The 14,730-nt window shown below is 33.5% G+C and carries 11 protein-coding genes; 1 reads left to right on the forward strand and 10 read right to left on the reverse strand.

Translation table 11 applies throughout. The features are described from left to right. Nucleotides 1-135: 135 nt before the first annotated feature. The 4 genes from scpA to udk are packed head-to-tail and all read right to left on the reverse strand — an operon-like array spanning nt 136 to nt 4,606. Nucleotides 136-2,289 (reverse strand): methylmalonyl-CoA mutase, encoded by a 2,154-nt coding sequence (gene scpA, locus CELAL_RS13870; protein ID WP_013551531.1) that lies wholly within the window; start codon nt 2,287-2,289, stop codon nt 136-138. Next, entirely contained in the window at nt 2,282-3,646 is a 1,365-nt protein-coding gene (locus CELAL_RS13875; RefSeq protein WP_013551532.1) for a methylmalonyl-CoA mutase subunit beta, read from the reverse strand. Before CELAL_RS13875 ends, scpA begins: the two co-directional genes overlap by 8 nt. After that, entirely contained in the window at nt 3,639-3,971 is a 333-nt protein-coding gene (locus tag CELAL_RS13880) for an FtsB family cell division protein (protein WP_013551533.1), read from the reverse strand. The genes CELAL_RS13875 and CELAL_RS13880 overlap by 8 nt, the downstream gene beginning before the upstream one ends. A gap of 26 nt (nt 3,972-3,997) precedes the next feature. Continuing rightward, a complete protein-coding gene (udk, locus tag CELAL_RS13885) occupies nt 3,998-4,606 on the reverse strand; it encodes a uridine kinase (protein ID WP_013551534.1) in 609 nt (202 codons plus the stop codon). Between the two features lie 195 nt (nt 4,607-4,801). Between udk and CELAL_RS13890 the strand changes: the two genes are divergently transcribed. Then, a complete protein-coding gene (locus CELAL_RS13890) occupies nt 4,802-6,010 on the forward strand; it encodes a multidrug effflux MFS transporter (RefSeq protein WP_013551535.1) in 1,209 nt (402 codons plus the stop codon). 39 nt (nt 6,011-6,049) lie between these two features. On the opposite strand, the gene CELAL_RS13895 is transcribed toward CELAL_RS13890, so the two are convergent. The 6 genes from CELAL_RS13895 to CELAL_RS13925 form a co-directional block, all read right to left on the reverse strand. Then, entirely contained in the window at nt 6,050-6,781 is a 732-nt protein-coding gene (locus tag CELAL_RS13895) for a M949_RS01915 family surface polysaccharide biosynthesis protein (protein WP_013551536.1), read from the reverse strand. A 52-nt stretch (nt 6,782-6,833) separates the two neighbouring features. Further along, nucleotides 6,834-8,045, reverse strand: a complete 1,212-nt coding sequence (locus tag CELAL_RS13900) for a DUF4272 domain-containing protein (RefSeq protein WP_013551537.1) — start codon at nt 8,043-8,045, stop codon at nt 6,834-6,836. Between the two features lie 55 nt (nt 8,046-8,100). Continuing rightward, a complete protein-coding gene (locus CELAL_RS13905) occupies nt 8,101-8,820 on the reverse strand; it encodes a hypothetical protein (protein ID WP_013551538.1) in 720 nt (239 codons plus the stop codon). Nucleotides 8,821-9,292: 472 nt separating this feature from the next. Beyond that, nucleotides 9,293-11,200, reverse strand: a complete 1,908-nt coding sequence (locus CELAL_RS13915; RefSeq protein WP_013551539.1) for a hypothetical protein — start codon at nt 11,198-11,200, stop codon at nt 9,293-9,295. A 277-nt stretch (nt 11,201-11,477) separates the two neighbouring features. Continuing rightward, the gene (gene acs, locus CELAL_RS13920; RefSeq protein ID WP_013551540.1) at nt 11,478-13,385 is read right to left on the reverse strand and encodes an acetate--CoA ligase; all 1,908 of its coding nucleotides are present in this window, start codon (nt 13,383-13,385) and stop codon (nt 11,478-11,480) included. Nucleotides 13,386-13,645: 260 nt separating this feature from the next. After that, nucleotides 13,646-14,722: an anhydro-N-acetylmuramic acid kinase gene (locus tag CELAL_RS13925; RefSeq protein WP_013551541.1), complete on the reverse strand. Its 1,077-nt coding sequence runs from the start codon at nt 14,720-14,722 to the stop codon at nt 13,646-13,648. Nucleotides 14,723-14,730 lie beyond the last annotated feature (8 nt).

A 14,730-nucleotide genomic window follows, 5' to 3' on the forward strand; every position in this document is an offset into this window, starting at 1 on the left:
CTAAAGCTTCATCTCTCTATTTATATAAGGGTAAATTTATTTAATTGGTTCTTTTAGTATATTCTATATTCTCAAATTTTTCATTCACTACAATATTTTTTTATTTCCAAAAGCTTAAATATTCGGGTAAACTTCCTAATCTATTAAAATTTCTAAAATCTCAATAGCCGCATCACTAATTTTGGTTCCAGGCCCGTAAATAGCAACAGCCCCTGCATCATATAAAAATTGATAGTCTTGTTTTGGAATTACACCTCCAACAACCACCATAATATCTTCACGCCCGTATTTTTTTAGTTCTTCTAGTACTTGAGGTACTAATGTTTTGTGCCCTGCAGCCAACGAAGACACTCCTAAAATGTGTACATCGTTTTCTACAGCCTGTTTGGCAGCTTCTGCTGGAGTTTGGAATAATGGACCTATATCTACATCAAATCCAAGATCAGCATAACTTGTAGCAACTACTTTTGCTCCACGGTCATGGCCATCTTGTCCCATTTTTGCGACCATTATTCGTGGTCTTCTACCGTCTTTTTTTGCAAAAATATCAGCTAGTTCCCGCGCTTTTTTAAAGCTTTCGTTATTTTGAATCTCTTTAGAATACACGCCTGTAAATGTTTTAATTACCGCTTTATGCCTGTTATAAACTGCTTCAAGAGCATCACTAATTTCACCCAATGTAGCACGTTCTCTAGCTGCTTCTACCGCTAAAGCTAATAAATTTTTATTCGTTTCGTTGTCTTCGGTTTTAGCATCTGCTTTTGCTATGGCCGCATTCGTTAATTTTAAAAGTGCAGCTGCTACTTTAGTTTCATTTCTATCTTTTCTAATTTGTGCTAAGCGTTCTAATTGTTGTCTTCGTACCTCTTGATTATCAACTTCTAAGATATGAAGCGGATCTTCTTTTTCTAAGCGATAACTATTAACGCCAATTATTTTATCCCGATTGCTATCTATTCTAGCTTGTTTTTTAGCCGCAGCTTCTTCAATACGCATTTTCGGAATTCCCGCTTCAATAGCTTTGGTCATTCCGCCTAATTCCTCAACCTCTTCTAATAAGGTCCAAGCTTTCTCTGCAATTTCATTGGTTAGCTTTTCTACATAATAACTGCCTGCCCAAGGATCTACCGTTTTGGTAACCTTAGTTTCTTCCTGAATATAAAGCTGTGTATTTCTTGCTATTCTTGCCGAGAAGTCTGTGGGTAATGCAATTGCTTCATCTAAGGCGTTGGTATGTAAGCTTTGTGTGCCACCTAAAACAGCAGCCATAGCTTCAATAGTAGTTCTGGCAACATTATTAAAAGGATCTTGTTCTGTAAGACTCCAGCCACTAGTTTGGCAATGGGTACGTAGTGCTAATGATTTATCTGTTTTAGGGTGAAATTGTTTTACCAATTTAGCCCAAAGCATTCTCCCAGCTCTTAATTTGGCAATTTCCATAAAATGATTCATTCCAATTCCCCAAAAGAAGGATAATCGAGGAGCAAATTCATCTATTTTAAGGCCAGATTTTAATCCGGTTCTTATGTATTCTAATCCGTCTGCTAAAGTATATGCTAATTCAATATCTGCAGTAGCTCCGGCCTCTTGCATATGATAACCAGAAATACTAATGCTGTTAAATTTCGGCATTTTCTTACTTGTATATTCAAAAATATCAGCAATAATTTGCATGGAGGGCGTAGGAGGGTAGATGTACGTATTACGTACCATAAACTCCTTTAGAATATCATTTTGAATAGTTCCAGATAATTGCTCCAAAGAAACACCTTGTTCTTGTGCCGCAACAATATAGAAGGCCAGGATAGGTAAAACAGCTCCATTCATGGTCATGGAAACCGACATTTTATCTAAGGGAATACCGTCAAACAAAATTTTCATATCTTCTACAGAATCAATGGCAACACCTGCTTTTCCAACATCACCAACAACACGCTCATGGTCACTATCATATCCTCTGTGGGTAGGTAAATCAAAAGCTACAGAAAGTCCTTTTTGGCCTGCTTCTAAATTACGCCTGTAAAAGGCATTACTTTCTTCCGCAGTAGAAAATCCTGCATACTGTCTAATCGTCCAAGGCCTTAAAACATACATGGTAGAATAAGGGCCTCTTAAATAAGGAGGGATACCAGCTGAAAAATTTAAGTGTTCTAAATTTTTTAAGTCTTCTTTGCTATAGGATGATTTTATATCAATTCCTTCCGCAGTTTCGAATGTACTGGGAGTTGTTATTTTTTTATCTTCAGAAGAAGTATTTAATGTGATATGTTGAAGGTCTTTTCTATTCATTTTCCAACCTTTTTTGTTCTATTGCTTCCGATAATCTTCTTTCGATAATTGGTTCTATACTGCTTTTTCTAGGCTTGTTTTTAGCAAAAGGAAATAATTCTAAATCTCCTTTCATTTTGTCTAAGCTAGATTCGTATTTATTGGTACCTACTAGAATCAATTTTTTACAATCAAATAAATCTTGCTCTTTTTGCGCGCTTTCCTTAATTTTTTTCTGAATGGTATTCGCTTTTAGCTGACTTAAGAATCCGCCTCCTTTTTCTAGTTCTTTAAAAAGTTCTAGTGCTTTATCGGCGAGTTGTTTTGTTAAGCTTTCTATATAGTATGAACCGTCTGCAGGGTTGTTAGTTTTATCAAAATAACTTTCTTCTTTGAGTATAATTAATTGGTTGCGTGCAATACGTTCTGCAAAATCATTAGATTTATGATAAATAACATCATAGGGTAAATTGCAAACTGCATCAGCACTGCCTAATATGGCCGACATGCATTCCGTTGTACTGCGGAGCATATTGGAATTATAATCATAAAGTGTTTTATTTCTTTTCGTAGTAACAGCCAAAATATGACAATTTTCGGGAGCGCCATACGCAGCTGCTAATGTTTTGTAGAGTAAACGTAAGGCTCTAATTTTTGCAATTTCAAAAAAATAATTGCTGCCAATAGCTATTTTAAAATTGATGCTGAAACTAGAGATGTTCGCTTCTGGAATTCTATTTAGATATTCATTGGCATGGGCTAAACTGTACGCTAATTGCTGTACAAGATTTGCTCCTGCATTTTGGTAATTGGTAGCATCCAGTGTTAATGTGTTTGTGTTAGCTGCAACAGCATCAAACTGTAAAAAATCTTCTTCAGAATTTGTATGCCAATTACCAGATGTTGTAAGGTGATGAATAATATCAACATTAAAATAAAATTTGGCGCCTACGCTACTTAAAAATTCATTAGCTATAGTACTGTACGTTGCAGAAATAAATTGAAAATCGAAATAAAACACGATCTGTTGGGGATCGATGTTTTTTAAGAGTAGCGCTATAGATACCTTTTCATTTGGAATGGTAAATAAAATGCTCTCAGCTCCTTTTTGTAGTGCTTTTATAGCTTTTTTGTTTGCTATTTCTTCATGACCAGCATAAATTGCTTGCGTAATACTCCAAGGTTTTAAAGGCGTGGGGATAGCATTTTTAATACAAGTATCTTCAGAATTATAGAAAGGTTTTACTTTTATACCTTCTAGAGATTCCCATACTACACATTCGTTGTAATCTTTTCCTTTTAAATCAAACTGAATTTTTTGCTTCCACTGTTGGGTAGAAACATCATTAAATTCACTAAAAAGGTTAGATTTACTCATCTTCATTGGTTTTTAAGCTATCTTCATATTCTATCAAATAGATCTCTTCGTTTTTTCTTTTTAGATAGTATTGCTCTCTTGCAAATTTTTTAAGTTCGTCTTTATTAGATAATTTTTCTATAATTATTTTATCCTTTACTATTTCATTTTGCAAGTACTCTTTAGTTTTCTCGAGTTTATTAATTTCTTTTTTCAGCTCAAGATGTATCAAATAAGAATTTGTATCAAAAAAAAGCATCCAAATAAGAAACACAGTAAGCACCAATACATACATGTTGGTGACAATAGAAAACCATTTTTTCTTTTTTAACTCCTTAATTTTCATCGAGTGTGTATCGTGAGGTTACTAAATTACACCAATTTTTCGTTTATAATACTCTTTACTATTTCTACGGCAACAGTATTATATTTATTGTTGGGAATAATAATATCTGAGTATTCTTTAGAGGGTTCAATAAACTCTTCGTGCATAGGTTTAATTATAGACTGATACTTGCTGATAGTTTCATCAAGATCCCAACCACGTTCATTTACATCTCTTTTTAAGCGTCTAATGAGGCGTTCATCAGAATCTGCATGTACGAATATTTTAATATCGAACATTTTTCTAATTTCAGGATTGGTAAGAATTAAAATACCTTCTACAATCATAACTTTTCTAGGATGTGTAGGCACCGTTTCATCTGTTCTATTGCATTCTAAAAATGAATATACGGGTTGCTGTATCGATTTACCATCACGTAAATCTTTTAAATGTTGTGTTAATAATTCAAAATCTATGGAATTAGGATGGTCAAAATTTGTTTTACGACGGTCCTGAAGTGTTAAATGTGATAAGTCGTTATAGTACGAATCTTGAGAGATAACGCCAACTTCGCCTATTGGAAGTTCGTTAATTATCTGATTTACAACCGTAGTCTTTCCACAGCCAGTTCCTCCCGCAATTCCAATTATGAGCATTTCAATGAATTTTGTGACAAAAATAGGTATTTGAAATAGAATACAAAGTACGAAATGATAAATAGGATTGTGGATAATAGCTTAAAGCATATAAAAATAAAAGCATCTTAAAATTCTAGTAATTAAACATTATTTTAACAGAAATGATTAAGTAAAAGAACCTTCTTAGACTGCGCTTATTGCTACTTTTGCAGGATGAAAAAAGTGAGTGCCAAACCTAATTTTGAATTTATTGCTTTAATGGCATCTTTAATGTCTATTGTAGCCTTGTCTATAGATGCATTATTACCGGCATTGTCTGATATTGGTGTAGCTATTAATAATGTGAATTCTACAGATCATCAGCTTTTAATTACCATGATTTTCTTAGGTCTAGGTGTAGGGCAGTTATTTTTTGGACCATTATCAGATAGTTTTGGTCGTAAACCCATTGTGTATATTGGCTTTTTCATCTTCATCATAGCAAGTTTTATTTGTGTGTTTGCTACCTCATTAGAAGTAATGATTATCGGTAGAATTTTGCAGGGTATTGGTTTATCTGCAGCTCGGACTATTTCAATTGCTATTATTAGAGATACTTATGAGGGTAATCATATGGCTAAAGTAATGTCTTTTGTTACAGCATTCTTTATTTTGGTTCCTGTTATTGCGCCGGCATTTGGAAAAATTATCCTAGAAACCATGGGCTGGGAAGCAATTTTTTATATGCAAGTATTTTTTGCATTAGTTATAGGGATATGGTTTTGGAGAAGGCAAAAAGAAACCTTACATCCAGAATATAAAGTAAAATTTACTAGTCGCGTTTTTATAAGTGGCGTAAAAGAATTGGTAAAACATAAAGAAACATTAGCGTGTACCACAATTTCTGGTTTAATAACGGGAGCCTTTTTAGTGTATTTAAGTTCCGCACAACATGTTTTTGAAGATCAATATAATTTAAAAGAAACCTTTCCTTATTTATTTGCGGCATTAGCCGTTTTTATAGGAACCTCTACTTTTTTGAACGGAACCTTAGTATTGCGGTTCGGAATGCGAAAATTGGCTTTTATAGCCCTCATTAGTTTTACTACGTTGTCTTTAGCTTATGTGGTGTTATTTTGGGGAAGTGCGAATCCAAGCGTTATTATCGTGATGATTTTTTTATCCTTGATCTTCTTTTGTTTAGGATTTATATGGGGAAATATGCGTTCTATTGCTATGGAACCAATAGGGCATATAGCGGGAATAGGCGCAGCTATCACAGGATTTATTTCTACGGTAGTTTCAATCCCTATAGCAACATTTATAGGGAGTTACGTAACCATTACCGTGTTGCCATTGTTTATAGGCTTGAGTGGATGTGGAATACTAGCCTTACTAATTTTCTTATCCTTTAGACAAGGACCATCAGAAGTGGTAATTTAAGGGTAAACCTTATCTTGTTTTTTCAGTGCGGCAAGCGTATTAAAACTGCATGCCGTCTTCACATTTGGTACTATCCCACCGTTGAACTAAGAAATTTTTGAAGCTTGTATTGTTTTGTACAGTATCACTCATCGTAAAATCACCACCATATGAGTCTTCTGATCCACACATGATCATGGTTTCGCCCCTTAATGCATATTTTTCATTGTCCTCATACATAATTATTTTTAAGGAACTAGGATCCATTCCTCCACGACAAACAACTAGGTAAGGTATGCTGATTTCTGAAATGCCATCCTCATCTATATCCGTAATGGTGGTTGCTTTCGCTAAAAATCCAATATGCCAATCTACTCCAAAACATGCTGTATAATCGTAGATTTTCCATTTTCTTTGATAAGTAGATTCTCCCTTTTTTTTGGTGAATAAATAGGCGTAGAGCTCTGCTTTATCTTGTACCATATAGTCTGTTCCATTATCCTCATAATCTTTCCAGTTAAAATGGCCTGTTACGGTTTGTATCAAAATGTTATTTCCTAATGCATCTTCCCAGTGTAACGCTTCTACAACGGTACCTCTAAAATCTAGCGTCTTAGGAATATCATCATAACTTAGCGTATCTATTTTAATTTTAGTACTAGAATTAGCACTATCCCAAATGCCCAACCACAAGTCGGGTTCTAAGGTGCTAATTTTTTCTAAATGTGTTTCTGATTGTGCGATTGTGATACTGGTAATTGTAATAAAGAATAGAGTTATGATACTTTTCATTGTACTAAGGTTGCGGTAATTATATGTATTTATAGTTGCTTAAAACTTACGTTTATGTACTGGTTTGAACAGCATCCCAATCTTGGTTTTGGTGGTTCGTAAGCCAGTTTAATGCATAATGTCTTTCATATACAACACTTGGGTTTATGCCTCCTGAGACTTCGGTGTCCTTTATTCTAGCAGCTACACAAGCCCAATTCATTCGGTACGTTTTGTCTAATTCGTCTAGAATCTGCAAAATATGTTTTGGTTGTACTAATTTTTCAAATTCTGCTCTTGAAGGCTGAAAAATGAAACTTACAATAGCGCTTACATCGCAAATTTCGTCAGGATATTTTAATTCTTCGGTTACGCCTAAGGCCCATAAGACTACATACAAGCTTTCATAGCGCCAAGTGGCGTAAGCTCTTTCTTGATCGCTTAAGGTTGCTGTGGTGTATATAAAAGTTTCATAGGGCGAAAAACTATCAATTTGCTTAGCTTCAACAGTTTTTATCAAATGTTCTTGTTCTACGCCTTCTCCTTTAGCAGCAATTACGAGTAAGGCATAGGCTCTATCTATTAGCTCTTTTTTAGTTCTAAGTATAGTTTCTGTAGAAGTGGGGGAGCAGGGTAAATTATTATTGACTTTAATACCTTTATTTTCTAAGAATGATGCTGATTTTTCTTTGCGTTCTATTTGTTCCTTGGTATAGCTTTCTGCAGGTTGATCGTGATATTTTGCATCTACATTAACTTCTAATTCTTGAATTTCACAAGCACCAGTGCTATCAATAATTAAATCTAAGTTCTTATCAGCAAAATATTGCCCGCTAGATTTTGTGAAAAGCGTATTGGGTTGTGCAAAAATAAAGGCATCTAATTCTTGTGCCATTTCTCGTAAAACAACTTCAAATTCATTAGTTATATCTGGTTCTGCCATAAAAGAAATTTCGCAGTTAGCGGACTTTACTTTATGTAAAAATTTATTTTTTATAGCTTCATTATCTGCCGGAAATGCTTGAATATAATTTACCATACCGTCTAAGTTTTGTGTAAGACTACACGTAACCTTATCTAAAGTGTAGGAAGGGTTTTTTCTTTGATGGTAGTTTATTTTTAAAGATTTAGACTTGCTGAAGAAACCCCCTTTGAGTATGGCTGTTATAGATTTATTTTCTTCCTGATCATTTAAATCAATATGAGCTTTTGGCAGGTGTTTTTTGAGCAATTCTACAATTTTCTCAAATTCTAATTTGTGGCTATAAAGGGTGCAATTTTCCATGTACTCTGTAGATTTTTTTTAATAATGTGCAGTTATCTAGGGTAAAGAGTTTGAGTTATTTTCTGAATAATCTAATTTTATTCTCCAATTCCTTAGAAGATACGTTTAATTTGTCAATGTTGTACTCTATGTCTTGTTTTGCTGTGATACGCGATATCACTAAATATTTAGAGACATGTTTTTTGGGTACTTTTTTTAGAGATATCATTAAAATATCTTGCCAATAAATAATACTTTGGTCTATAATTGTAATGCCATTAGCATCGATTAATATTCTAGTCTTATTTAGTTTTTTTTGAAAATACTTAAATGGTTTAATAATGCTGAGAATTAAACCAATTATGGCACAAATTAAGATTGCGTTAGTGGAAGATATTGAGTTAATAGTACCTTTAGCAAGAGGAAAGAGCCTTCCTATAAATAATATTATAACAAGGAAACTAAGAAGTTGATAAAAAGAAAAACTATTTTTTAATTCAATTTTTTTAGGAGCCTGAGTTTTATTATCAGGAGTTGTTTTGGGATATTCATAATATGTAACTCTAGTTTTAAACAGGTTGTCTGTAAAATTCTCAGATCTGCTTACCAAGTTTTCATGAAATAACCTTTTCTCTTGTAATAATTTATTCCTTTCTTCCTCATCAAAATTATAGTCAGGACAATATGTTTCAAAAGTAGGAGCAGCATCTGTTATGCTACAATAGATGCCCTCTTGGAGTGTATAAGTTCTATTTTTGCATACCATACAGAATGATAGTTGGTAATCTTTGCTCATGATTATAGGCTATAATGTAGTGTTAAATAGAAACAATTAATTTTTGTAAAGAGTTCATTTAATAGGATAACGCTATCTGTTAATTTTTATTTTTCTTTTTTTTTATGTTGAATAGATGCTAAAATTTAATGGTTCTTAATGATTTTTAGTCAATGTCTTTTATATACCATAGTCTAAGGCGCTCCCGTTTGTTGGTAATTGAAAGAACCGAAAATTGAACGATGGTCATTTTTTACATTAACCGTTATTCTATAGGTAGTTATGGGGTAAAACTAGGATCAAATTTTACACCAATTTTAAAAGTGCTAGGCTACGCTCTACATCATCAAAATTATACGGTATTCTTTAAAAGTTTTATTTTTAAATGGGATGGTTTTAAACTTCACTTTTTTTATTTTATTGTTCTGCTAAGACTTCGTCTAAAAAATCATCAAATTATACTTCATTTTTCTGTGCTTTTCATTTTGGTAATTTAAAAACCATAGAAATCTTGTAAGGCATTTATGCGTTTATCTAGGCTACTATTTCCGGTGTTGAGCCTACTCATTTCAGATAGGAGAATGAAGTATTCTTCTAATTTTTCTTCACTCAATCGTTTTTCTTTTTTTTCTCCAAAAATTTTTTTCTTTAAAAATAGCGCCATAGTAGGTGTATTATCAATGTCATTCTTTTTTTGTTCATGCTCTAAGTTTTTCAATAAATAATCAAGCAGTATAGCTCCATCTTCAGTAGCTCCAATCTTATAGGCTATTTCAGTGATATCCATGGTCCAATAATGTGTTTGTAAGTATAGGTCTTTAGCGTAAAACTCGATAAATTTTGATATTAATTCTTTGCATTTTTTTAGATCGCCCACCGTATAATAATGATTTAAAAGAATTTTATAGCTTGAGGCATAGCCTATCATAACAGATAACTTTGTACCTACATGCGTTTCCGTGATTTTATGAAATTTAAAGTCGTTTATTAATACGGAATAGGTTTTCTCAGCATCAATTCCTGCTAAATAAGAATCATTTTCAATGCTGTTTTGTGGTTTGCCAGTCAGCTTATATACGAAACCAGATACTTCTAAATAATGGGATAAAATTGGTATTTCGTTGAATGCGCAATAAACGGGTCTATTTTTAATATTAGCCTGTATGATATCTAATGCAAGTATTTCGCCTTGCACTAAATATTGTGTTTTAAACATTACTTTTAGAGTGTCTTGGTTCGTTATTTTAATACCTAACTGTTTTGAGGGTAATTGAGCATATTTCTTGTCTGCTTCGTATAGGGTAGTAGGGTCATTGGAATTTAATAATTTTAATATGTTTTTTAAATCTGGGAAAGGTATGGAGGGCGTTTCATTACCTATAATAATGACGTCAAGCTTTTCCAGTGCATATGTTTCTGGTGATAATGTGAATTTAATAGGAGGGGTACCCATTACGACATCATTTCTCAAATGATTTACATAGCTGCTCTGATTTAATAAACTAGTATTTATTATAGTAACATCTTGGCGGTATTTTAATTTAGCTTGGGCATACAAAAGCGGGTAAGTGTCATTATCGCCCGTGGTAAATAAAATAGCATTAGGAGCAACGGAGTTTAAGTAGTTTTTGGCGTAATCTATGAAAAAGTCGGAATAAAGGCCTTCTGGTAAAAAAGCTAAAGCCTCTTCTTCATTCTGGTAAATGCTAAGATTCAGGTATACATCAACATATTCATTATGGAGTTTGTTGCAGATTCCACCAACTATAGTAGGGTAGTTAGGGTTTTTGTGACAAAGAATGGTATAGTTTTCGATAGCCTTTTCTTCATATTTTTTATATAATTTTAATTGTTCTTCAGAAAATTGATTTTTTCCTGATTCTTGCAAATGAAATTGAACGCTAGTATCAGCAAATGCAGAACTATTATTTAATAAATGACTGGCACTACTGCTATAAGCTCTTCCAAGAGCATAATAATCAATCTCTTTGAGGTTAGATTTCTCTTCTAAAAATGTAATAACATCTTTTGGCCAACCGGTGTAACCGAAAAATGGTAGTGTATTAAATCTTTCTTTGTAATAATCAGTCAGGTAATGCTCAATATGTTGGGTATCCAAATTGCTGTCTTCTGGAAAGCTTATTTTTTTATAAGTTTTTTCATCAGCGTTCCAAAAAAGTGCTCTTCTTCCAAATTCATTCGTGTTGTAATCGTATTCTTCGATATAATATCCTTCTTTTTTTTTGACAAATCGTATGTCATCAGAATCTTGTCCTGTTCTTAAATCATAGGTAGTGAAAAAGGTATGTACAATTTTATCAAAAGAGGGAAAATTATCTTGAGCATTGGTATACTTCCCTAGAAAAATAAAACATAATAAAAGGGTATATTTTTTAATCATTAATAGCGTTTTAAAATTAGGTGTTTTAGTCCTTTTAAGGTTTGGTGCTAGAATTATGAAACATAAACTACTAGTGTGCCGCAGCACTCTGTTATTGTGAAATTTATGATTTATATGTAATTATTTTTTAAACTCTTTTTATTAGAATAGTTTTAAAACTAGATGTATGCAAGATGGCTAGAAACAACAACGGGATAATGACATTATTCATTATCCCGTTTATAAAAATATAAAAATAAATAATAAGTTCACTTATTTTCTAAACATACATAATATACTATAAGGCATCTTTGATAATCTCATCAACCACTTCTGGATTCAAGAGTGTACTGGTATCCCCTAAATTAGAAACATCCTTACTCGCAATCTTACGTAGAATACGGCGCATAATTTTTCCGCTGCGTGTTTTTGGAAGGCCAGAAACAAACTGAATCTTATCTAACTTGGCTATGGGGCCTATATGTTCTGTAATCTGTTGGTTAATTTCGTTTCGTAAATTATCCCGATCTCTAGTTTCTCCAGTTTCTTTTAAAATTACATATCCGTATAAGGCATTTCCTTTTACATCATGAGGGAAACCTACAATAGCAGATTCTGCCACTGCTGGGTGTTCATTGATTGCATCTTCAATAGGTGCAGTACCTAAGTTATGACCAGAAACAATAATAACGTCATCTACACGCCCGGTAATTCTATAATAACCTACAGCATCACGTAATGCACCATCACCCGTAAAATAATTATTTTTATATGCGGTAAAATAGGTGTCTCTGTATCGGTCATGATCTCCCCAAATTGTTCTTGCAATAGAAGGCCAAGGAAATTTTATACACAAACGGCCCTCTACTTGGTTGCCTTTAATTTCATTGCCTTCTTCGTTCATTAATGCTGGTTGAATACCAATAAAAGGTAAGGTTGCGTATGTTGGTGTCGTTGGTGTTACATAAGGGATTGGGGTAATCATGATTCCACCAGTTTCAGTTTGCCACCAAGTATCTACAATCGGACTTTTTTTCTTACCTACGTTGTTGTTATACCAGTGCCATGCCTCTTCGTTTATTGGTTCTCCTACAGAACCAAGTACTTTTAAACTTGATAAATCACGGTTTTCTACATACTCTAAATTTTGTTTCGCTAGAGCTCTAATAGCTGTAGGAGCAGTATAAAACTGACTTACTTTATGCTTTTCAATAACGTCCCAAAAACGCCCAAAATCTGGGTATGAGGGTACGCCTTCAAACATTACTGTGGTTGCACCATTCGCTAAAGGTCCATAAACAATATAGGAGTGGCCAGTGATCCAACCAATGTCTGCAGTACACCAATACACATCATTCTCACGGTATTGAAATACATTTTTAAAGGTATAGGCGGTATACACCATATATCCTGCGGTGGTATGTACCATTCCTTTAGGCCTTCCTGTTGAGCCAGAAGTGTATAAAATAAATAGCGGATCTTCTGCATCCATTATTTCAGGAACACAATCGCCATAGGCAGCATCTAAAAGCGGCTGTAGCCATACGTCGCGATCTGCTTTCATTTCAATAGGACTATTTGTTCGGTTTACTACCAATACATTTTCTATGCCTGGACATTCTTCTAAAGCTTTATCTACAATGCCTTTTAAATCTATAGATTTATTCCCGCGAAATGAACCGTCTGAGGTAACTATAATTTTACAATCAGAATCATTTATTCTGGTTGCTAAAGCATTGGATGAGAATCCTGCAAAGACAACAGAATGTATAGCACCAATGCGTGCACAAGCAAGAATGGTAATCGCTAATTCAGGAATCATAGGCAGGTAAACACATACGCGATCTCCTTTTTTAACTCCTTTCTCTTTCAAGACATTTGCCATACGACATACACGATCATGTAATTGGTAATAGCTAATATGTTGCGCTTCTTCTTCTGGGTTATTAGGTTCAAAAATAATAGCTGTTTTTTCACCTCTTGTCGTTAAATGACGATCTATACAATTCTCTGTAATATTGAGTTGTGCACCTTCAAACCATTTTACTTCTGGTTTAGAAAAATCCCAGCTTAAAACTTTATTCCATTTTTTACGCCATAAAAAATGTTCTTCGGCAATTTCTTCCCAAAAAGCTTCCGGATTACGGACAGATTTTCGGTAGACCTGAAAATATTCTTCTAAGTGTTTGATGTGATAATTACTCATTGCGCTGCCTATTTTAATTTTTTAATACTCTTTTGCGATTTTGTGCTATTGAGTATTTAGATATTTTCTAATTTTCTGTTCTTTTTGAAGTATATTTCAGGATGACTAGTAAGGCTAGTCGGTAAAGAAATCCTATCAAAGCCTTGGGGGTGATTTTATGTTATAAATTTAATTAATAAATGTATTTTAATGAAATTATACTTTAATTATTTATAAATATCTTAAGATAATAGTTTATATAAATGTAAATAGGCAAAATTTTAACTTGGCAAGTAAATAACACCGCTAGAAGAATTTCTTTTTGCACCTGTTACAGAGGCGAGAACATTTATATTTTTAGTAAGGCGAAGCACTCCCATTAATGCAAAAACTAAAGCTTCTTTAAATTCGATAATTTGTTGGGTAGGCACTACGACATGTACACTATTACCTAATTTTTCTTGTAGCATTTCTATCAGAAAAGTGTTTAATACTCCGCCACCTGTTGCTAATAATTCATTCTCAGGTTTTATGGTGTTTTGTAAAACTTCTTCCGCAATTTTAGTGCTCACATGGAGCACCATGGTATGTAATAGATTTTCTAAAGTATCTTCTGTTGCATCAATTATGGGGATTACTTCATTTACAAACCATTCAAAGCCAATAGATTTAGGGAACGGCAACTCGTAAAACGCTAATTTATTTAAGGCAGATAACATGGTTTGATTAGGTATCCCTTTTCGAGCCAATTTACCCGCGTCATCAAAATTTAGGCCTTCTTTTTTTGTAATATAATTGAGCCCCATATTCGCTAAGCCAATATCATAAGCGATTCTTTTACCATGAAAATCAAAAGATATATTGCTGATGCCTCCTAAGTTTAAACAGAAGTCATAATCATTAAAAAACAATTGATCTCCAATAGGCACTAATGGCGCACCTTGCCCTCCAAGTGCAACATCATTAGTTCTAAAATCACAGAGCACAGGAAGTCCTACTTCATTCGCTAAATGTTGACCAGAACCTATCTGAAACGTTAATCCATTTTGAGGTTGGTGGTGTGTGGTGTGTCCATGACTTGCAATGTAGTCTACCTCTAAATTATTCTCACTAATAAATACTTTTGCTTCTGTGCCAAGCCACTCGCCATAGCTATTATTAAATTTCAATAAATCTGATGCTGATAGAAAAATAGAATTCTTTAGCTTTTCTTCCATCTCGGCGGTATAAGAAACACTTTTAGTCGCTATAATTTTAAAATTCCACATAGAATTTTCTTCCCAGATGTGGCAATAAGCGAGGTCTAATCCGTCTAAAGAGGTACCAGACATTAACCCAATAATTTTATATTTTTTCATAAAACTTA

Origin of the sequence: Cellulophaga algicola DSM 14237, from assembly GCF_000186265.1 — a bacterium.
GTDB classification, from domain to species: Bacteria; Bacteroidota; Bacteroidia; order Flavobacteriales; family Flavobacteriaceae; genus Cellulophaga; species Cellulophaga algicola.